We start from the raw sequence: 19,266 nt of genomic DNA on the forward strand, positions 1-19,266 counted from the left end.
ATTAGTCGCCTTGCTCACTATCATTATTTTTTTCACTGTCCACGGCTGAGTTATCCGCCTGTTTATCTTTATTTTTATCACTAGCAACCGCTTTGTCAACCAAGGCACCTATACGCACACCTTCTTTCATGGAGCTATCATAAACAAAACGTAAATGCGGCATTATACGGGCACGTAAACGTTTACCTAATAATGAACGAATATAACCTTCAGCTTCAGCTAAAACGCTAAGCGAGGCCTTAATTTCGTCAGCATTATCGTTGATAAACGTCACAAAAATCTTAGCGTAAGCTAGGTCGCGTGTTACTTCAACCGCAGAAACTGTGGTCATGCTTAAACGTGGATCTTTAATTTCGCGCATTAAAATAACGGCGATTTCTTTTTGGATTTGCTGACCAACTCGGTCAGTACGGGCATATTCTCTAGCCATCGTATACTCCTATGAAGCTGTTACTCACAATTCGCAGCTTTCTTGGTTTATTAATTAGTTATAAATTATCAACACAAAAGGGGCATAAGCCCCTTTTAAAAGTATTTAACTCTCTGTTGCTTTAGATTAAAGCATATTACGTTGCGAGCATAGAGGAAGCACGGAGTTGACACAGGTCAATGAGTACTTCCGATGATGCTATCGGTGTAATTTGCAAAAATATAAAGTTACAGCGTTCGTTTAACTTCAATCGTTTCAAATACTTCGATTTGGTCGCCGACACGGACATCATTGTAGTTCTTAACACCGATACCACACTCAGTACCGTTACGAACTTCTTGTACGTCGTCTTTAAAGCGACGTAATGATTCAAGTTCACCTTCGTAAATAACTACGTTTTCACGTAAGACACGAATTGGCGCAGAACGTTTGATAAGACCTTCAGTAACCATACAACCAGCAATAGAGCCAATTTTAGGTGATTTGAATACGTCACGAACTTGGGCAAGACCAAGAATTACTTGCTTGAATTCTGGCGCTAACATACCACTCATGGCTTGTTTAACTTCATCTATTAATGAGTAGATAACACTGTAATAACGTAAATCAATATTTTCCGAGTCAATCACTTTACGGGCAGGTACATCTGCACGAACGTTAAAGCCAATCACTATAGCGTTTGATGCTGCAGCAAGTGTGGCATCCGTTTCAGTAATAGCGCCGACACCAGAGCCAATAATTTTAACTTTTACTTCATCGGTAGAAAGTTTCAATAATGAATCGGTAATAGCTTCTAATGACCCTTGTACATCAGCCTTTAATACCACGTTCACTGCTGAAATTTCACCAGATGCCATGCTAGCAAACATGTTTTCAAGTTTAGCTTTTTGTTGACGAGCAAGTTTCACATCACGGAATTTACCTTGACGGAACAAGGCAACTTCACGGGCTTTTTTCTCATCTTTAACAACGGTAACTTCATCACCTGCAATGGGTACACCACTCAGACCAATGATTTCTACCGGTATAGCGGGTCCTGCTGACTTAATCGCGTCACCGTTTTCATCACGCATGGCACGAACACGACCGTATTCTAAACCACACAGTACGATATCGCCTTGTTTTAAGGTACCTTCTTGAATAAGTACTGTGGCAACAGGGCCGCGACCTTTATCTAATCTAGCCTCAATGACCACACCACTTGCCATGGTGTCAACAACAGCCGTTAGCTCTAATACTTCTGATTGCAGGAGAATTGCATCAAGCAACTCCTCAATACCTAAGCCAGTTTTTGCTGATACATGACAGAATTGTACCTCACCGCCCCACTCTTCTGACAGCACATCGTGTTGTGATAACTCACTCTTAACGCGATCTGGATCAGCTGACTCTTTATCCATTTTGTTAACGGCAATGATAATTGGCGCATCAGATGCCTTAGCATGTTGAATTGCTTCAATGGTTTGTGGCATAACACCATCATCGGCAGCGACCACAATAATAACAATATCCGTGGCTTGAGCGCCACGAGCACGCATTGCCGTAAAAGCAGCATGACCTGGTGTATCTAAGAAAGTGATCATGCCATGACCCGTTTCTACATGATAAGCACCAATGTGCTGAGTAATACCACCGGCTTCAGTATCTACTACTTTTGCTTTACGAATATAATCAAGTAATGATGTTTTACCATGATCTACGTGACCCATGATAGTAACAACGGGAGCTCGAGTTACCGCTTCACCGGCATTATCACGATCGGCCAATACTGCTTCTTCTAAAGCGTTTTCTTTAACAAGTACTACGTTAAAACCCAATTCTTCAGAAACTAATGCCGCCGTTTCTTGGTCAATAATTTGGTTAATGGTTGCCATGGCGCCCATTTTAAACATAGCTTTAACGACTTCAGCACCTTTCTTCGACATTTTATTGGCAAGTTCAGCAACCGAAATTGTTTCGCCAATACGAATGTCTTGTACTTTTGTTTCAACTGGCTTAGTAAAACCATGTTGTAAACTTTGTGGGCTTAACAAGCCTTGCTTACGACCACGGGCATTACGACCACGGGCATTACGATCGGCTGGTTTTTTCTTCTTACGGCGACGACCGGCAGTTTCATCGGCAGCATCACCTTTATCTTCAGCTTCTTGTGCGTATTTAGAAGAAGTTACATGAACCACTTCTTTTTCTTTCGCTTTACGTTCAGCTTCTTGCTCTTTCCAGCGACCTTCATTTTCTTCTGCTAATTTTTTAGCCGCTTCACTGGCTTCTTTCGCTTCAACTTCAATTTTAGCGGCAACTTCTTTTTCTTGGGCTAAACGAAGGTTTTTTGCTTCTTCTGTTTCTACCACTTTAGCAGGAGCATTCTCAGCATTTTTTACTTTATCAACCGCGGCTTGTTTTGCTTTTGCAGCAGCTTCAACTTTAGCTGCTGATTTACGTTCAGCTTCAACTTCAGCTTTTACTACGGCCACTGCTTTAGCATTTTCAGCTTCTTTTGCTTGAGCATCCGCATCAACTTTAGCTTTAGTATCAGCTAAAATAGCGGCTTGTGCTTCTGCTTGTGCAGCTTCTTTAGCTAATTTTTCATCTTCTAATTCACTACGTTTTACATAAGTACGTTTTTTACGTACTTCAACATTGATCGACTTAGCTTTAGAGCCATGACCCATGGTCAACGTAGATTTTGTTTTACGGTTTAGCGTAAGTTTGCTCGGATTTGCGGCCGAATCGTCACCATGTTGTTTTTTTAGGTGACCTAATAAGGCTTCTTTTTCATCTTGCGAAATAGCATCGGCAGCCGATTTCTTCACGCCTGAGTCAGCTAACTGACTGACTAAGCGATCCACCGGTGTTCCGATTTCTTTGGCAAGTTCTGCTACAGTTATATCTGCCATCTATAATATTCTCCGGTGTTATTATTCTTCGTTAAACCAACAAATGTTACGTGCAGCCATGATTAGCTCACCCGCTTTGGTTTCAGTTAATTCTTCAATATCGCTAATTTCATCGATACCTTGTTCCGCTAAGTCTTCTAAGGTGCGAACACCGCGACTTGCTAAAACAAAAGCTAAATGACGATCTAACCCTTCAAGGTCAAGTAAATCTTGTGCAGGCTCTGCACCTTCTAACGTTTCTTCACTCGCTAGCGCTTGGGTAGTTAACGCTTCTTTAGCACGCTCACGTAACTGTTCAACAATTTCTTCAGTGAGACCATCTATATCTAGCATTTCAGCTACTGGTACATAAGCAATCTCTTCTAATGAAGTAAAACCTTCATCGGCAAGTAATGCCGCGAAATCTTCATCAAGGTCGAGCTTATCAATAAATAAATTTAATACTTTATCGTTTTCTGCCTGATGTTTCTCTTTCATGTCAGCAACAGTCATTACATTCAATTCCCAGCCAGTTAACTGACTCGCTAAACGAATGTTTTGGCCATTACGGCCGATGGCCATGGCTAAATTACCTTCTTCAACGGCAATATCCATAGTGCCCTTGTCTTCATCAACAATAATTGAGTCAACTTCCGCAGGTGACATAGCATTAATTACGTATTGGGCAGGGTTGTCATCATATAAAACGATATCAACACGCTCACCGCCTAGCTCGCTAGAGACGGCTTGTACACGTGAGCCACGCATACCAACACACGCACCAACAGGGTCAATACGCTTATCATTACTTTTAACGGCAATTTTAGCACGAGAACCAGGATCGCGAGCGGCGCCTTTGATTTCTAACATTTCTTCGCCAATTTCAGGTACTTCAACGCGGAAAAGTTCAATTAACATTTCCGGTTTAGTACGGCTGACAAATAATTGAGCGCCACGTGCTTCTGGTTTAATTTCATATAATAAACCACGTACTCTATCACCTGGACGGAATGTTTCACGTGGTAACATATCATCGCGATAGATTACTGCTTCCGCATTATTACCTAGATCAATAATGACACTGTCACGGCTGGCTTTTTTAACAACACCGGTAACAATTTCGCCTAACTGGTCTTGATAAGCATCAACAATTAAAGCACGTTCAGCTTCTCTGATTTTCTGAACAATAACTTGCTTAGCTGTCTGTGTGGTGACACGGTCAAACGTTACTGACTTAATTAGATCTTCAACATAATCACCGGCATTTAATTCTGGCTCATCATATTGAGCGGCTGCCAATGTAATTTCAGCATAAGGGTTTTCTAACAACTCACCCTTATCATCAATAATTAACCAACGGCGATAAGTTTCAAACTCTCCCGTAACACGGTCGATAGCAACACGTACTTCAATGTCACCTTCGTATTTTTTCTTAGTAGCTGTTTCTAAAGCTGTTTCCATCGCTTCAAATATGCTTTCTCGCGGTAATGCTTTTTCATTAGAAACCGCATCAACAACCAGTAATATTTCCTTACTCATGCTAGTTAGCCTTTAATTTATGTTAATTTTCATCAAATATATTTAACGTTTACAACTTTGCGACAAGGTTCGCTTTATCTACGTTCTTGAACACAAGTTCGTAATCAATGCTATCAACTTCCACTATTAAGGTGTCTTTATCTACGGCAATTAATGGCCCTTTAAATTTTCGACGACCATTTAAAGGTAACGATAACTTTACGTTAATAGTTTCACCAATAATTTCTTGAAAATGTGCTAATTCAAATAAAGGACGATCAACACCTGGTGATGAAACTTCTAAGCTATATTCACTGCTAATGGGATCTTCTACATCTAATAATGCACCTGCTTGACGACTTACTTCTGCGCAATCATCAACATTGATGCCATTTTCATGGTCAATAAACAAACGTAAAACAGAGTTATTACCTGCACTGATAAATTCAATGCCCAGCAAGGTTTTACCAGTTTCCTCAACTGCAGGCCTTAATAAATCAGTTAGTTTTTGCTCAAATTTAGCCAAGCGTTTTCTCCTGTTACTCTCCCCATGATAAATTCATGAGCAGTACAATTAAAATTTTAGATATAAAAAAAGGGCATATAGCCCAGCGAAATTTTGCCGTATTCATTTTTATTAGCGACATTGCCCACTATAAAAAACAAAAAACCCCAAATCAGGGGCTTATTCCACTGTTTTCCCCCTAGATTAAACAAGTGACGCTGTTTAATCAGGTTATTAATAGCAGGACTATCAATAATATTAATAAGAATATAAACAACACAAAATTTGCGGGTTTATCCAGTGACATCTTACTAAGTTCTATTATGACAAATTATATAATGGTGCGCTAGTAAGCGCAAGAGACATTAAGCATTATCGATTAGAAAAGTATATTCTTTTACTATAGTCAGTCTCTATTAATAATGTTAAAACATGATCTAAAATTAATTTATATTTTACAATATGTTAGTATTGACCCTATAATATAGCTATCGTTTCTTATAAAGAAATTGCACTGCTAATAAGAAGTACTACCCCCCCTCTTGATAGGATTTAAACGGAGCATTTAATTTCATCATGTATAAGTATTCTAAGTTATTTATCAAAAATGCATTATTCGCATTAACCTTTATTATAGCCTTCGTGGTTATCGCATTTTCTTTATTAACACTCTATATAGATAAACAAACTCAAGCACATAAAAAAACCATACAAACCATTAGTCAGCAGTTTGTTAGCAATGAGCAGTCTATAGAAGAAATAGCAGCAAAGCTCGCTACTATTTTAACAGCCAGCACAGATTACCAAACATTAATTATCAAAAATAATGCCACAGTATTATTTAGTTTTCAGAGTAAACAAATACCACCACTCAATATTGTTTTAACGAAACGAAAAACAGTCTCTACCGGTAAACTAAATTTGCAAGTTCAATATAAGCTAGGTTTTACTGGCATAATTGATTTTCTAATACAATTATTTATCGGCGTTATGGTATTAGCTATTATTTTTGTATTTATCTCGGCACAACTGAATTATAAATTACAGTCGATTATTTTTGGTATAATTAGCAAACAAATCAGTAACGAATTAGCCAAGATTAATGACGCGGATTTTATCACCCAAGAAAATGATAATGAGCAGTTATTCGAGATCCCGGCATTAAAAAAAGGCATCACCGAAATTCGAGCTATGATGACCGAGCAATTCAAAAACACCACTAATCTAGAAATAGAAGCACATGTTGATAGTTTAACTGGGATTGAGAATCGCAACCGGTTTGTGCAGTTTTATGAAAAACAAATAGTACAAGAAAGTCCGGTTAAATTTGGTGTGCTGCTGATCACTCGCTGCTCTGAACTGCAGACCATTAATCAGGTACATGGCTATAACTCAGGTGACAACTATATTATAAAAGTTGCCGACATAATCAAAAGCGCATTAGTAACTCGGCCTGCTGGTAAACTTTTCCGTTTAAATAGTTCCGACTTCGCCACCATATTACCCAACGAGCAGTTAAAGTCGGCGGAACAATATGCCAGCGAATTAACCCTTAAATTTAATGATTACCAGCAAATTAATGAGTTAGACTCCGTCGCTTTTACTGGTTTAGTTTATTTTGATAAGTCTAAACCTTTGGGTGAATTATTAGCCTTAGCAGACACAGGCGTCAGTGTTGCTCAAACACAAAAACCGAACTCATGGTACTCACAAACCAATATCAATATTTTAACCGATAACAGCGCTAATTTTGGCAGTCAAAATTGGCGACAAGAGATAGATGGTGTATTAGAATTTGGGCGCATTAATTTATTAGTACAACCAATCCAACCTAGTGGCCGTAATACCCGTGTCTATGGAGAAATTTTAGCGCGTTTTCTAAATGCTAACAATGACATGTTACCTACTGCTACTTTTATCGCCATGGCCGAAAAACTCGATAAAATAATCCAAATAGATAGATTGATTATTGAAACGGCTATTAAAGTGATAACCAGTAAAAACATGCTCGATAGTAGCTATGGCATTAATCTTAGTGCTAGAAGCATAAATGATGAACACTTTATGATTTGGCTTGAACGTAAATTACTACGTGAACCGGGTATTGCCCCTCGATTAGTGTTTGAAATATCTGAGTTAGGACTACAGCAAAATATAAAGACAGCTAAACGTTTAGTAGACATGTTACATCGTGTTGGCTCTAGAGTAACAGTAGAGCGATTTGGTGTTGGTTTAACCTCCTTTAAGTTTTTTAGAGATTTAACCCCTGACTTTATTAAAATGGATAGCTCTTATACACGTGATATCGATGACGATAAAAACAACCAATACTTCCTACGTTTAATGGTTGATCTAGCCCATAGGCTCGGTATTAATGTCCTGGCAGAAAGTGTCGAAAGCCAAGAAGAAAAACATACTTTAGAAAAACTATTTATAGATGGTTGCCAAGGTTATTACGTGGGCAAGCCTACACCACTATAATAATAAAAAAGCACCAGCAGGTATTATCCCCGTTAACAGGAAAAATGCCAACTTTCAATGGACATTTACCTGACTCTAGGTAAGTAAATTTAACGAGTGTCATGCTATGCTTTGATTATATAACGCGGTATAAAGTGAGTTAAAATCCGTCAAATAAGCGCTAGAGTTATATCACTGCGGCGTTGCTATCACTTCCTAATGAATATAATTGAAATAGCGCTAGCGCTCTGAAACATGCACCTTGATTGCTAACGGCTATATAAAGCGTAATACCCCTACTGCTGATGTGTTGTTATATAGGATAAAAACACGGATAATAGCGGTACTATGATAATAAATAACCTAATGACCTTTAAAGTAAATGACTGATTACCTGTTACTTCTCGTTGGTACTGTACTTGTAAATAACTTTGTTTTAGTACAGTTTCTTGGCCTGTGCCCTTTTATGGGGGTTTCTTCACGTACTGAAACCGCTATTGGCATGTCATTCGCCACTATTTTTGTGATGACGTTAGCATCACTATTAAGTTATTTAGTAACCACCTATCTGCTTGTGCCCCTCGACCTTGAATACCTAACAACCATGAGTTTTATTTTGGTGATTGCTGTCGTGGTGCAGTTTACTGAAATGGTGGTCCATAAAACCAGTGCTAGCCTTTATCGATTACTCGGTATTTTTTTACCGCTTATCACCACAAACTGTGCGGTATTAGGTGTGGCCTTATTAAACTTAAGACAACAACATAGTTTCTTTGAATCCATTATTTATGGCTTTGGTGCCTCATTGGGTTTTTCATTAGTACTCATAATGTTCTCTGCCATGCGGGAGAAGCTAGCGAATGCCGATGTCCCTGCACCTTTTAAAGGCACTGCCATTGCGATGATTACCGCTGGTTTAATGTCATTGGCTTTCCTTGGCTTTACCGGTTTGGTGAAGATTTAACATGAATATTCTTCTTGCCATTCTTGTGCTTGGTAGTATTGCTGCCATATTTGGTGCGCTATTAGGTTATGCCTCTGTTCGCTTTAAAGTGGATGCTGATCCCATTGTTGAGCAACTTGATGATCTTCTTCCACAAACACAGTGTGGTCAATGTGGTTACCCTGGTTGTAAACCCTACGCGCAAGCGGTTGCTGATGGCGAGGCCATCAACAAATGTGCACCTGGTGGTGAAGATACCATAAAGAAAATCGCTGACTTAATGGGGGTTGAAGTGCAGCCCCTTGATGAAAGCCATGTCCAAGGTGACACAACAGCAAGTAACCGCCCTAAAGTTGCTTTTATTATTGAAGAAGATTGCATTGGCTGTACAAAGTGCATTCAAGCGTGCCCTGTTGATGCCATTATTGGCGCAGCAAAACAAATGCATACCATTATCATAGATGAGTGTACCGGCTGTGATTTATGTGTCGCCCCCTGCCCGGTAGATTGCATTGAAATGCGTGAATTGCCAGATACCATTCATAATTGGCAATGGGATTTAACCAGTATTCCAGTAAAACAACTGGATTAGGAGAGTATGGTGGAATCAGTTATAGAGCGCATCACCCGTGGCCATTTTTGGGATTTTCATGGCGGCATTCATCCTCCTGAACAAAAAATGCTAACCGCAAGTAAACCTATCAAACAACTGGCTTTACCAAAACAGTTAATCATCCCGCTACAACAGCATATTGGCCGTGAAGGTGATTTACTGGTTAAAATCGGCGATAAAGTATTAAAAGGGCAAGCCCTAACCTTAAGTACCAACCCTATGGTGGTGCCAATTCATGCACCGACCAGTGGTACTATCAGTGCCATAAAAATGTCAGTCATAGCCCACCCTTCTGGCTTAAGTCAATTGTGTGTATTTCTTGATGTAGATGGTGAAGATACCTGGCGTAAAAAAACTGTGTGTGCCGATATCGAGCAGTTATCGAACAGTGAAATAATTGAAAAAATTGCTGATGCAGGTATTGCGGGGATGGGCGGCGCAGGTTTTCCAACACATATCAAAGTAAACAGTAAAACTGATATTAACTTCCTCATTATCAATGGCGCGGAATGTGAGCCTTATATCACCGCTGATGACTTGTTAATGATGGAGCAAAGTAACGCCATCGTCGATGGCATTAAAATTCTCGATAAGTTGTTAACCCCTAATTTTATTTTAATTGCCATAGAAGATAACAAGCCCAAAGCAATTAAAGCGCTACAACAAGCAACTGCTGCTATTGAAAAAATAAAAGTCTGTGTTGTGCCAACTAAATACCCTGCAGGTGGTGAAAAGCAACTTATTCAAATATTAACCGGCCAAGAAGTTCCTTCAGGTCGTTTGCCGATTCATACCGGCATTGTCATGCAAAATATTGCCACCTGTTTTGCTATTAATGACGCCGTTAGACATGACATCCCCTTGATTCGTCGTGTGGTTACTGTCACTGGACAAGCGTTAAATAAACCACAAAATGTATGGGCGTTACTTGGCACGCCAATTAACTTTTTGCTGAAACAATGTGATGTACAAGCCATCGAAAATGAGCAGCAACCAGTGATAATGGGCGGCCCTATGATGGGCTTTAGTGTATCGAGTGAGCTAGTCCCGATAGTTAAAACCAGTAACTGTATTTTAGTGCCCAGTAAAACAGAAATGCCAAGTGCTTTTGAAAAAGAAAGTAAAGAAGTTGAATGCATTCGCTGTGGTCAATGCAGTGATGTATGCCCAAGTCAGTTACTCCCGCAAGAGTTGCAGTGGAGCGCCAAAGCTAAAGATTACCCACAGTTAGAAAAACTCAATTTAAGTGATTGTATTGATTGTGGTGCCTGTGCTTATGTTTGCCCAAGTCAAATTCCTCTGGTGCATTACTACCGTATTGCTAAAGCTGAAATACGTCAACAACAACAATTAGATTTAAAAGCAGAAAAGGCAAAAACTCGCTTTGAAGCCCGTAATTTACGGTTAGAAAAAGAAAAAACAGCCCGCCAAGAAAAACATAAAAAAGCGGCCGCGGCACGAAAAGCAGCAATGAATATAGCGACACCAGAAGCGACCGGCGCAAAATCAGCCGTCGCAGCAGCACTAGCACGGGTAAAAGCTAAAAAAGCCGCTCAAAGTCAAAGTCAAAGCCAAGCCAGTACAGCAGAGGCACAAAAAAACCTAGCACAGAGTAATGAGCTAGCAACTGAGGCAACTAACCCGGTTGATGAGCAAAAGACGGAAGTAGCAGCCGCAATTGCTAGGGCCAAAGCGAAGAGGATACTTAAACAAGAAGCGGCCAATAAGCCCATAAGCTCTAATGAAGGGGTTAAGCAAACAGTAACGGCACAACTTGAGGTGTCTCAACCACCAAGCAATGATGATAAAAAAGCAATAATTGCCGCTGCTATTGCTAAAGCAAAAGCAAAAAAACTCAGTAAAGCTGCTGACGCTGTTAAGTCAGTAAACCTGGCAGAAAGCACAGCGGCTGAAAAAGCAGTCAATTTAACGGATAAAAAGGCAAAAATAGCTGCCGCAATTGCTAAAGCAAAAAGTAAAGCGCTGGCAAAAAAAGCCAACCAAGAAACGCCAATAACAACGGCAGAAGATATTCACCTTGAGAAAATCAAAGCAGTGCGTGTTGAAAGTAAAGATGAAAGCGACAGTAAAGCCAATGCTGCGGCCGATAAAAAAATAAGAATTTCCGCCGCCATAGCGAAAGCTAAAGCAAAGAAAAAACTAAAAGAAGCCCGCAATCTTGCCGGTACCGTCAAAAATAACGACCAAGATAGTGGCTAAACATGAGTAACAAAAAAACAAACTTGAATAAAAATTATCAGCTAAACAACCCGACGAGTCGACATAAATAATGGCATTTTGGATAGCAAGTTCACCACATAACCATAACCAAACAAAAACACCTAATTTAATGCGTTTGGTTATTTACGCCACCCTGCCTGGCATTTTAGCTCAATGGTATTTCTTTGGTTGGGGAAATTTAATTCATATTGGCATAGCCATGATAACGGCACTGGTTTGTGAATTTACCGTGCTGTCACTGCGTAAAAAACCTATTGCCCATGAATTACTCGATGGTAGTGCCTTATTAACCGCTTTATTGCTCGGTATATGTTTACCGGCATTAGCCCCTTGGTGGATTTCGGTTATTGGTACGATTTTTGCCATTGTCATTGTTAAACAGCTATATGGTGGCCTTGGTCATAACCCATTCAACCCTGCCATGGCTGGTTATGTCATGTTGTTGGTGTCTTTTCCTTTGCAGATGACACTCTGGCAACCACCCTTGAGTTTAGTGGCTGTTGATTTAAATTTTACCAACACCTTAACTACCATTTTAACGGGCTTTACCGTTGAAGGTTATTCAGTAGAACAAGTGCGTAACACCCTTGACGGTATCACCATGGCAACCCCCCTTGATACCCTTAAAACAAACATTAACCAAGGTTTGACCGTATTGGAAAGTCTTAACAATCCAGTGTTCGGTGATAATTTCGCTTTAGGCTGGGAATGGATAAATGCTGGCTTTTTATTGGGTGGGCTTTTTCTTATCTTTAAAAAAGCCATTGCATGGCAAACACCGGTTAGCTTTTTAATCAGTTTATTTATCTGTTCTTTTATCGGCTATAGTATGAGCCCTGATAGCAGTGCTTCCACTATGTTTCACTGGTTTTCTGGCGCAACCATGCTCGGGGCATTCTTTATTTTAACCGACCCGGTTACTGGCGCTACCAGTACTAAAGGTCGTATCATCGTTGGTTTACTTGCTGGACTGTTAGTCTATTTAATTCGCACCGCTGGTGGCTATCCTGATGGTATTGCTTTTGCTATTTTACTCTGTAACATGTCGGCGCCCTTGATTGATCAATATACTCGCCCGCGGACTTATGGTCACCTAAAGGGAGATAAGTGATGTCTAATTCAGATAATGATATCCCCAAAAAAAGCAGCACTAAGCCGACTAAAAATGTCGTGGAAAAATCTGCTCTAACTATTGCCATCTCTAAAAACACAAAAATTCTTGCGCTCTTTGCCATCGCTTGTACTTTTGCTGTGGGTTTAGTCAGCGAACTGACTAAAGAACGCATAAAACAACAAGAGCAAATATATTTATTAAAGACCTTACATAGCATTATAGAGCCGAGTCGTTATGACAATGACATCGCCAATGACTGTATTATGATAAGTGCTCCTGAGCTAGGCATAAATAAAGTCCACACGGCTTATATCGCTAGAAAAGCTGGACAAGTCATTGCGGTGGCCATGACCAGTACCGCACCAAAAGGCTACAATGGCAACATTGATTTTATTATGGCGATCAACAATGACGGCAGTGTCAGTGGTGTTCGAGTGCTCAAACACCAAGAAACCCCTGGTTTAGGTGACAAAATTGAAATTAGAAAAAGTAACTGGATTACCAGTTTTACCGGTAAACGCATGCTGTCAGAAGACGATAGCCGCTGGGCGGTAAGTAAAGATAATGGTATGTTCGATCAATTTACCGGAGCGACCATTACCCCACGTGCAATAGTAGACGGGGTTAAAAATACCCTAATTTACTTTACTAAAAATAAAGCAAGTTTATTAACTCGCCCTAATGCTTGTGGCGAAGATAAACTAAAATCAACATCGACCCCCATAAAGCATGAGGCTGAAAATGAGCAATGATATAGCCCCACAAAACAGTAAGGCAGCGGATATTGCTGACGACCTGGATGAGCAGGAAAAAGCGGCTGAAAAATCACAAGCCGCAGCGGATCTTAAAGCAGAATATAAAGAATTAGCCCTACAAGGGTTATGGAAAAATAACCCTGGCTTAGTACAACTACTTGGTTTGTGTCCTTTGCTGGCAGTAACGTCAACTGTGACTAATGCCCTAGGTCTTGGCTTGGCGACACTGCTGGTACTTGTTTGTTCAAATGTTACTGTATCGGCAATCCGCCATTGGGTACCTAAAGAAATTCGTATACCCATTTTTGTCTTGATCATTGCCGCTTTTGTCACCTGTGTGCAATTGCTGATGAATGCCTATGCCTATGGTATTTACCAATCTTTAGGCATCTTCCTGCCGTTGATTGTCACTAACTGCGCCATTATTGGTCGAGCAGAAGCTTATGCGTCAAAAAATCCGGTTAAACAATCCGCTTTTGATGGACTTATGATGGGGCTAGGCTTCGCCATTATATTAATTATATTAGGCGTAATAAGAGAGGTACTAGGGCAAGGTACCCTCTTTGATGGCGCAGACTTATTACTAGGTGACTGGGCAAGTGTACTTCGAATTGAAGTGATGCAACTTGATAGTCAGTTCTTACTTGCGATTTTACCACCCGGAGCCTTTATCGCCATGGGGTTTTTAATTGCACTTAAAAACACCATTGATAGCCATATAAAAGCTAAAGAAGTGGCCGATACTGACCTAGTTATTGAACGAGTACGGGTAAATTTTGACTCGTAGCGCCAATATTATTAAAGAGCCATTAATAAAGAACAATCAATAACAAATCACCAAGCAGCCAAGACAGTAAAGAGAAATAGAGAAGAGCAAAGCCATGAATAAAGAGAAACGCTTAGAAATGTTAACGCGGCTGCGTGATGAGAATCCAGAGCCAACGACAGAATTAAACTTTTCTAGCCCGTTTGAACTGCTTATTGCCGTATTACTTTCAGCACAAGCAACGGATGTTGGTGTCAATAAAGCCACCGATAAGCTCTACCCTGTTGCCAATACACCACAAGCTATTTTAGACCTAGGCCTTGATGGTTTAAAAAGCTATATCAAAACCATTGGTTTGTTTAATACCAAAGCCGCTAATACCATAAAAACTTGTCAAATGTTAGTGGACTTACACGGTGGTGAAGTACCCGAAAATAGAGCGGCATTAGAAGCATTACCAGGGGTAGGTCGAAAAACGGCGAATGTGGTATTAAATACCGCCTTTGGCTGGCTAAAAGATAATGAAGGCAAATATTTTTTAGCTGTCGATACTCATATATATCGGCTTGCTAACCGAACTAGATATGCTCCAGGTAAAAATGTTGACCAGGTTGAAGCCAATATAATAAAACTAACACCACGAAAAACAGAGTTTATGTTTAACTTACATCATTGGTTCATCTTGCATGGTCGTTACATCTGTACCGCGAAAAAACCTAAATGTGGCGCTTGTATCATTGAAGATTTATGTGAGTTTAAAGAAAAGACCAGCTGATAGCGGCTATTGATAAACAACACGTTGAATGCCAATTAACTCGGTTTAGCGAGGTGATATACCGATATACCATTGTTACTTCAAAGTATAGACTTCAAAGTACAGACTTCAAAGTGCAGGCTTCAATTGGAATTGGAAACGCCTTTAGACCGAACTTAACCTTAAAAGTAGAGAGCCTTATGAAATTTTTACATACCATGGTACGTGTCCGTGATTTAGATGAATCACTCGATTTTTATATCAATAAACTTGGCTTAATTGAAACAAGACGCAGTGAAGTAGCCGCGGGTAAATTTACCTTAGTTTATTTAGCCACCGAAATCGGCGGCCCAGAGGTTGAATTGACTTACAACTGGGGCTCTACTGAAGAATACTCTGCAGGACGCAGCTTCGGCCACCTAGCTTTTGAAGTCGATGATATATATAAAACGTGTCAAAAATTACAAGACGCAGGCATAACTATTAATAGACCGCCACGTTGTGGACGTATGGCCTTTATTAACTCACCCGATGGTATCGCTATCGAGTTATTGCAAAAAAATGGCGCTTTAGCGCCGCAAGAGCCGTGGTTAAGCATGAAAAACAGCGGCAGTTGGTAAACGGTTACCCATAAATCAATACCCTAGCGAGTACTGATAGCGATGAATAAAGAACAAATCCCGCTACCGACAAAGTTCAGTAGCGGGCTTTTTAGTTAGCTCAACAGTTTTAGCAGCATTATATGGCTGGCTTACTGCTTATGTGGCTACTGTCTCTCCGGCTTTAAAGCTTCTTTTAGCGCCGCTAAACACAAGACAACATTTTCATTACGTGCCGCATAGCCCATTAAACCAATACGCCATGCTTTACCAGCAAAAGCACCTAAACCTGCGCCAATTTCTAAATTATATTCATTTAATAAAAACTGTCGTACTTTGACATCATCAACACCTTGAGGAATAGTTACCGCATTAAGCTGCGGTAAGCGCTCGGATTCTGGCACAATAAAATCTAGCCCTAAATCCCTTAAACCAACACTTAATTTATCATGCATGGCTTTATGTCTAGCCCAGCTATTTTCCAAGCCTTCATTTTGTAATATCACTAATGATTCATGCAAGGCATATAAAGAATTAACCGGGGCGGTATGGTGATAACTGCGTTTACCTGCTCCTGACCAATAGCCCATTACCAGTGTTTGATCTAAAAACCAACTTTGCACAGCCGTGCTGCGATTTTGAATGACCGCGACGGCTTTATCACTAAAACTCACCGGTGATAAACCAGGAACACAAGATAAACATTTTTGACTACCTGAATACACGGCATCTATTTGCCATTCATCAACGCGAAGTTCAACACCACCAAGTGATGTCACCGCATCAACTATGGTTAAACAATCATATTGCTTGGCAATAGCGCATAACGCTTTGGCATCTGATAACGCCCCCGTTGAAGTTTCTGCATGAACAAAGGCGACAAAATTGGCTTGTGGGTTGGCTTGTAAAGCTGCCTCTAAAGCAGATGGTTGCACCGCTCTGCCCCATTCTCCCTCAACAACCACCAATTTGGCACCAATACGATTAACATTTTCAATCATGCGCAGGCCAAATACGCCATTAACACAAACAACCACAGTATCATTTACCGTCAGCAAGTTAACAAAACACGTTTCCATACCGGCAGAGCCGGGAGCAGATACCGCCATGGTAAAGTTGTTTTTAGTTTGAAAAGCATATTGCAGTAATTCTTTTATTTCATCCATCATACCGATAAAACAAGGGTCAAGGTGTCCTATGGTCGGCCTTGCCAGCGCAGATAAAACACGGGGACTCACATCTGATGGTCCTGGACCCATTAAAGTACGTTGCGGTGGAAAAAAAGATTGGATTGTCATGTACGCCTCTCAAAGGTTTCATTATAAAATAATGTAAAATTTATCACTGGCTTTATCATGCTTTAAAACCAGCCATAAGTAGAATAAATCATCCTTATCCTAATTATTCACTTGATAAATATCAATCAAATAGTAGGTATACTACCTGCTGCTCAGTATAAGTCTTACCAAGCCTTATACTGACTTTTGGCAAGATAAGCATCATGCTGTTATGATAGCCGCCATTATTCCTTACCTCTAAGTACATATGGCCCTTAAAGCGACTATATATAAAGCTAATATCGAACTTGCCGATATGGATCGTAATTATTACGATAGCTTGCAACTTACCCTTGCTCAACATCCCTCTGAAACACCGCAACGATTAATGGTGCGTTTAATGGCTTTTATCCTTAATGCTCACCAAGACTTACGGTTTGGTAAAGGCTTGAGTGATGAAAGTGAAGCGGCACTTTGGCAAGTTAATTACAGCGATGAAATTAACCTGTGGATTGAGCTAGGACAGCTCGATGAAAAGCGCTTGAAGAAAGCCTGTAATCAAGCAAAAGCGGTTAAGCTGTATTGTTATGGCACCAGTGTAAAGACCTGGTGGTCACAAGTTGAACAAAAACTGAATAAATTTGAGCGCTTAACCATAGAGCAATTTGAGCCAAGTACCTGTGAAGCTTTAGTTAAGCTACTTAGCCGTAATATGGATTTTCAATGCAGTATTCAAGATGGTCAATTATGGTTAACTTCAGATGAAGAAACCCTTTTGGTTGAAACCATAAAACTCAAGTAAGAGACTCGCCTTTCATGACAATGATGACCCGAACAACGATGAATAAACGTTTTAAGCCTGTTGCCCTAGCAACCTCTATAACCCTAATTTCACTGGCCAGCTTATCTTTGACCGGCTGTAACAACGTGAATCTAGCACACGATGCTGAGCCGATTTTTACACCCAGTGCTGATCAGACTCAAAAAAGTGTCGCCGCTAGCGTAGATAACACCATCACCTTAGCGCAAATCACCAAAGATGTTAGCTATTTAGCCAGTGATGCGCTCAAAGGCCGTAATAACTTTACCTTAGAAATTCGCCAAGCCGCCGATTTTATCGCAAAACGCTTTAACGAGGTAGGTCTTAGCCCAGCACCGAGCGCACCCAATTTCAAACAGTACTATTCGCTCCAGAAAATCATACCCGATACGCTTAGCGTGGAAATTAATGGCCAAGAAATTGCTGCTGAATCGTTAGCAATGGCAACAACAAAAATTGATTTTTTATGGGACAGTAATACCCTAAAAGGTAATCAATCAATAAAACGTTCTCCCGTCAATACTGTCATGATTGGTGAAAACGACAATTTACGTAAAGCGCTACGTGAGCTAAACCACCAAGGCGGTCAACATTTAGTTTTATTGCACCCAAAACATGAAAAAAGTTTTAAACGCTATCAAAGTTATTTTGCTCGTGGGCTAACTAAACTGGTCGATGAAAAGTCCACTGCAGATAGCGGTGGCGTAATCGTTATCGCCTTAACAGATATCAGCCAAATAAAGCGTTTTACCGTTAAGGGTAAAGCCAAAGTTACTGATACCAGCTTAAGTAATGTCGTTGGCATTTTACCCGGTAAAAGCAAAGCGCATGAAATTGTGCTCTATTCAGCGCATTATGATCACCTAGGTGTTAAACCCAGCGTTGATACGACACCTAACAGTACTCCCCTAACAGGTAATGAAATTTTTAATGGCGCCGATGATGATGCATCAGGTGTTTCAGCCATTATCAATTTAGCCAATCACTTTGCCATAATGGGCAACAATGAAAGAACCTTAATGTTCGCGGCTTTTAGTGCCGAAGAGATTGGCGGTTTTGGCTCACGTCATTTTTCTACCCAGGTAGAGCCAAAACAAATTACCGCCATGATCAACATTGAGATGATTGGCAAGCCCGCGATATTTGGCGAAGGTACTGTGTGGATGACCGGTATGGATCGCTCAAATTTAGGAGAGCAATTAAATCAGGCACTAGCATCACAAAACTTAAAAATTTATGCCGACCCTTATCCTAAACAAAATTTATTTTATCGCTCAGATAATGCTACCTTAGCTAGATTAGGGGTACCAGCACATAGTTTTAGCAGTACACAACTAGATAAGGATCAACATTATCACCAAGTCAGCGATGATATTAATAGCTTGAACTTACCGTCAATGCTGCAAGTCATTAGAATGCTAGCGACCGCAACTACGCCACTGGTAGATGGCTCTATTACCCCTTCACGTATTGACCCAAATAAAGTAAAACGTAACGGACTTATTTATTAAGGACAGTTACTAGGCTCTTTAACCCAGTAAGTTTACCACGCTATTTTACTTAGGCGTTTTATGCAATTCGTTTCCTTAGTTCGA

Annotated in this window: 16 protein-coding genes; 11 read left to right on the forward strand and 5 right to left on the reverse strand. The window is 40.2% G+C overall.

Annotated features, from left to right (window positions below):
* Position 1: 1 nt before the first annotated feature.
* The 4 genes from rbfA to rimP all read right to left on the reverse strand — a co-directional run bounded on the left by rbfA (position 2) and on the right by rimP (position 5,350).
* Positions 2-430, reverse strand: coding sequence for a 30S ribosome-binding factor RbfA (gene rbfA / locus CMT41_RS10155; RefSeq protein WP_057181187.1), 429 nt, complete (start codon positions 428-430; stop codon positions 2-4).
* Positions 431-657: 227 nt separating this feature from the next.
* Entirely contained in the window at positions 658-3,327 is a 2,670-nt protein-coding gene (gene infB, locus CMT41_RS10160; RefSeq protein WP_057181188.1) for a translation initiation factor IF-2, read from the reverse strand.
* Between the two features lie 21 nt (positions 3,328-3,348).
* A complete protein-coding gene (nusA, locus tag CMT41_RS10165) occupies positions 3,349-4,845 on the reverse strand; it encodes a transcription termination factor NusA (protein WP_058027182.1) in 1,497 nt (498 codons plus the stop codon).
* 49 nt (positions 4,846-4,894) lie between these two features.
* The gene (gene rimP, locus CMT41_RS10170; protein ID WP_057181190.1) at positions 4,895-5,350 is read right to left on the reverse strand and encodes a ribosome maturation factor RimP; all 456 of its coding nucleotides are present in this window, start codon (positions 5,348-5,350) and stop codon (positions 4,895-4,897) included.
* Between the two features lie 555 nt (positions 5,351-5,905).
* Here rimP and CMT41_RS10175 point away from each other — a divergent pair.
* From CMT41_RS10175 to CMT41_RS10215, 9 genes are all read left to right on the forward strand, one after another.
* Positions 5,906-7,810, forward strand: a complete 1,905-nt coding sequence (locus tag CMT41_RS10175) for an EAL domain-containing protein (RefSeq protein ID WP_057181191.1) — start codon at positions 5,906-5,908, stop codon at positions 7,808-7,810.
* Between the two features lie 361 nt (positions 7,811-8,171).
* Positions 8,172-8,753 (forward strand): electron transport complex subunit RsxA, encoded by a 582-nt coding sequence (gene rsxA / locus CMT41_RS10180; protein ID WP_057181192.1) that lies wholly within the window; start codon positions 8,172-8,174, stop codon positions 8,751-8,753.
* 1 nt (position 8,754) lies between these two features.
* Positions 8,755-9,324: an electron transport complex subunit RsxB gene (gene rsxB / locus CMT41_RS10185; RefSeq protein WP_057181193.1), complete on the forward strand. Its 570-nt coding sequence runs from the start codon at positions 8,755-8,757 to the stop codon at positions 9,322-9,324.
* Positions 9,325-9,330: 6 nt separating this feature from the next.
* On the forward strand, positions 9,331-11,565 hold the full coding sequence (rsxC, locus tag CMT41_RS10190) for an electron transport complex subunit RsxC (RefSeq protein WP_057181194.1): 2,235 nt from the start codon (positions 9,331-9,333) through the stop codon (positions 11,563-11,565).
* Between the two features lie 70 nt (positions 11,566-11,635).
* A complete protein-coding gene (rsxD, locus tag CMT41_RS10195) occupies positions 11,636-12,697 on the forward strand; it encodes an electron transport complex subunit RsxD (protein WP_057181195.1) in 1,062 nt (353 codons plus the stop codon).
* An 86-nt stretch (positions 12,698-12,783) separates the two neighbouring features.
* Positions 12,784-13,452 (forward strand): electron transport complex subunit RsxG, encoded by a 669-nt coding sequence (rsxG, locus tag CMT41_RS10200; RefSeq protein WP_057181348.1) that lies wholly within the window; start codon positions 12,784-12,786, stop codon positions 13,450-13,452.
* Positions 13,442-14,242 (forward strand): electron transport complex subunit E, encoded by an 801-nt coding sequence (locus CMT41_RS10205; RefSeq protein ID WP_083494264.1) that lies wholly within the window; start codon positions 13,442-13,444, stop codon positions 14,240-14,242. Before rsxG ends, CMT41_RS10205 begins: the two co-directional genes overlap by 11 nt.
* Positions 14,243-14,336: 94 nt before the next feature.
* Positions 14,337-14,996 (forward strand): endonuclease III, encoded by a 660-nt coding sequence (gene nth / locus CMT41_RS10210; RefSeq protein ID WP_057181196.1) that lies wholly within the window; start codon positions 14,337-14,339, stop codon positions 14,994-14,996.
* A 179-nt stretch (positions 14,997-15,175) separates the two neighbouring features.
* Entirely contained in the window at positions 15,176-15,595 is a 420-nt protein-coding gene (locus tag CMT41_RS10215; protein WP_058027183.1) for a VOC family protein, read from the forward strand.
* 146 nt (positions 15,596-15,741) lie between these two features.
* Here CMT41_RS10215 and CMT41_RS10220 read toward each other — a convergent pair whose 3' ends face one another.
* Complete coding sequence (locus tag CMT41_RS10220; RefSeq protein ID WP_057181198.1) at positions 15,742-16,872, reverse strand: pyridoxal-phosphate-dependent aminotransferase family protein; 1,131 nt, start codon at positions 16,870-16,872, stop codon at positions 15,742-15,744.
* A gap of 247 nt (positions 16,873-17,119) precedes the next feature.
* Between CMT41_RS10220 and CMT41_RS10225 the strand changes: the two genes are divergently transcribed.
* Together CMT41_RS10225 and CMT41_RS10230 are read left to right on the forward strand one after the other, a co-directional pair.
* A complete protein-coding gene (locus CMT41_RS10225) occupies positions 17,120-17,653 on the forward strand; it encodes a YaeQ family protein (protein ID WP_057181199.1) in 534 nt (177 codons plus the stop codon).
* Between the two features lie 14 nt (positions 17,654-17,667).
* Positions 17,668-19,182 carry a M28 family peptidase gene (locus tag CMT41_RS10230; protein ID WP_057181200.1) on the forward strand — a complete coding sequence of 505 codons (1,515 nt, stop codon included), beginning with the start codon at positions 17,668-17,670 and terminating at the stop codon, positions 19,180-19,182.
* The last annotated feature ends 84 nt before the right edge of the window (positions 19,183-19,266 follow it).

This window comes from Colwellia sp. MT41, assembly GCF_001444365.1.
Lineage (GTDB): Bacteria > Pseudomonadota > Gammaproteobacteria > Enterobacterales > Alteromonadaceae > Colwellia > Colwellia marinimaniae.

Excerpts from the sequence above, each read along its gene's own strand:
- rsxC (WP_057181194.1), top strand. The coding sequence starts at position 9,331 with ATGGTGGAATCAGTTATAGAGCGCATCACCCGTGGCCATTTTTGGGAT.
- CMT41_RS10175 (WP_057181191.1), top strand. The coding sequence starts at position 5,906 with ATGTATAAGTATTCTAAGTTATTTATCAAAAATGCATTATTCGCATTA.
- rsxA (WP_057181192.1), top strand. The coding sequence starts at position 8,172 with ATGACTGATTACCTGTTACTTCTCGTTGGTACTGTACTTGTAAATAAC.
- CMT41_RS10215 (WP_058027183.1), top strand. The coding sequence starts at position 15,176 with ATGAAATTTTTACATACCATGGTACGTGTCCGTGATTTAGATGAATCA.
- CMT41_RS10225 (WP_057181199.1), top strand. The coding sequence starts at position 17,120 with ATGGCCCTTAAAGCGACTATATATAAAGCTAATATCGAACTTGCCGAT.
- infB (WP_057181188.1), bottom strand. The coding sequence starts at position 3,327 with ATGGCAGATATAACTGTAGCAGAACTTGCCAAAGAAATCGGAACACCG.
- nusA (WP_058027182.1), bottom strand. The coding sequence starts at position 4,845 with ATGAGTAAGGAAATATTACTGGTTGTTGATGCGGTTTCTAATGAAAAA.
- CMT41_RS10205 (WP_083494264.1), top strand. The coding sequence starts at position 13,442 with ATGAGCAATGATATAGCCCCACAAAACAGTAAGGCAGCGGATATTGCT.
- rsxB (WP_057181193.1), top strand. The coding sequence starts at position 8,755 with ATGAATATTCTTCTTGCCATTCTTGTGCTTGGTAGTATTGCTGCCATA.
- nth (WP_057181196.1), top strand. The coding sequence starts at position 14,337 with ATGAATAAAGAGAAACGCTTAGAAATGTTAACGCGGCTGCGTGATGAG.
- CMT41_RS10230 (WP_057181200.1), top strand. The coding sequence starts at position 17,668 with ATGACAATGATGACCCGAACAACGATGAATAAACGTTTTAAGCCTGTT.
- rsxD (WP_057181195.1), top strand. The coding sequence starts at position 11,636 with ATGGCATTTTGGATAGCAAGTTCACCACATAACCATAACCAAACAAAA.
- rbfA (WP_057181187.1), bottom strand. The coding sequence starts at position 430 with ATGGCTAGAGAATATGCCCGTACTGACCGAGTTGGTCAGCAAATCCAA.
- CMT41_RS10220 (WP_057181198.1), bottom strand. The coding sequence starts at position 16,872 with ATGACAATCCAATCTTTTTTTCCACCGCAACGTACTTTAATGGGTCCA.